The organism is Amycolatopsis sp. SID8362 (genome assembly GCF_010550475.1).
GTDB lineage: Bacteria > Actinomycetota > Actinomycetes > Mycobacteriales > Pseudonocardiaceae > Amycolatopsis > Amycolatopsis eburnea.
Genome location: NZ_JAAGNB010001488.1, coordinates 1 through 1,180 on the forward strand (window position 1 = coordinate 1; position 1,180 = coordinate 1,180).

A 1,180-nucleotide genomic window follows, 5' to 3' on the forward strand; every position below is an offset into this window, starting at 1 on the left:
CCGCCCGGGCGAACGCCGGGACGTACGCGGTGCCGGCACGCAGAGCGAGCTGCCCCTCGCCGGTGCCGAGCGCGGCGGGCAGGACGTCGAGCGAACGCGGGTCGTCGTCGACGTCGGCGAGCACGATCCGGCCGGGGTGCTCCGCCTGCGCCGACCGCAGGAGGCCCCACAGCGCGGCGCCCGCGAGGTCGTCCTCGGTCGCGCCGCGGGTCAGCACCACCAGACGGCCGTCCTCGGCCCGGTCCAGCCACTCGCGCACGAGGTCCAGGTGCCGCACGAGGACTTCGCGGACGTCGCCGGGCTCGACGGACACCACGACGTCGCCCTCGGCGGGCGCGCCGACCTCGATCGGCTGCCACGCGAGCCGGTACAGCGAGTCCGAGCCAGCGGCGAGCTGAGCGGGCGAAAATGGACGCAGAGTAAGCGCTTCCGCCGTCAGCACCGGGCGGCCGTCCTCGTCGTCGACCACGAGCGACACCGCGTCGGGACCGGCCGAGGAGAGCCGGGCCCGCAGCGCCCGCGCCCCGGCCGTGTGGGCCGTGACGCCGGACCACGCGAACGGCAGGCGGGGCGCGTCGTCGGCGAAGAAGTCCCCGAGCCGGACGGCCTGGGCCGCGGCGTCGAGCAGGGCCGGGTGCACCACGAAGGCGCCGGGCTCGGCCGGGCTGATCTCGGCGTAGACGTCGTCGCCGGACCGCCAAGCCCGGGCCAGGCCTTGGAAGGCGGGGCCGTAGTCGAAGCCGTCTTCGGCCGCGGCGACGTAGAACTTCTCGACGTCGATCTCGGTCCCGGCGGGCGGCCAGGCCAGCGGCGGGCGCACGTCGGCGGCCGGGGCGAGCGTGCCCGACGCATGCCGGGTCCAGGGCCCGTCTTCGGTGCGGGCGAAGATCTTCACGGCGTCCTCGCCGACGGTCACCTGGACGAGCACGGCGCCGTGGCGCGGCAGCACAAGCGGGGCTTCAACGGTCAGCTCCGCCACGGCGGCCCCGGTTTCGCGGGCCGCGTGCAGGGCGAGGTCGAGGAACGCGGTGCCGGGTAGCAGCGGCGTGTCCAGGACGGCGTGGTCGGCCAGCCACGGCATCGCGGCGAGCGAGAGCCGACCGGTGAACAGCCGGACGTCCGGGTCGGCGAGCCGGGTGGCCGCGGCCAGCAGCGGGTGCCCGGCCGCGTCGAGCCCGAG

General features: G+C 76.6%; 1 protein-coding gene. It reads right to left on the minus strand.

What is annotated here, in order from left to right; translation table 11 throughout:
- On the minus strand, positions 1–1,180 hold a 1,180-nt coding region (locus G3I65_RS45770), incomplete at both ends, for a polyketide synthase dehydratase domain-containing protein (protein WP_203612689.1).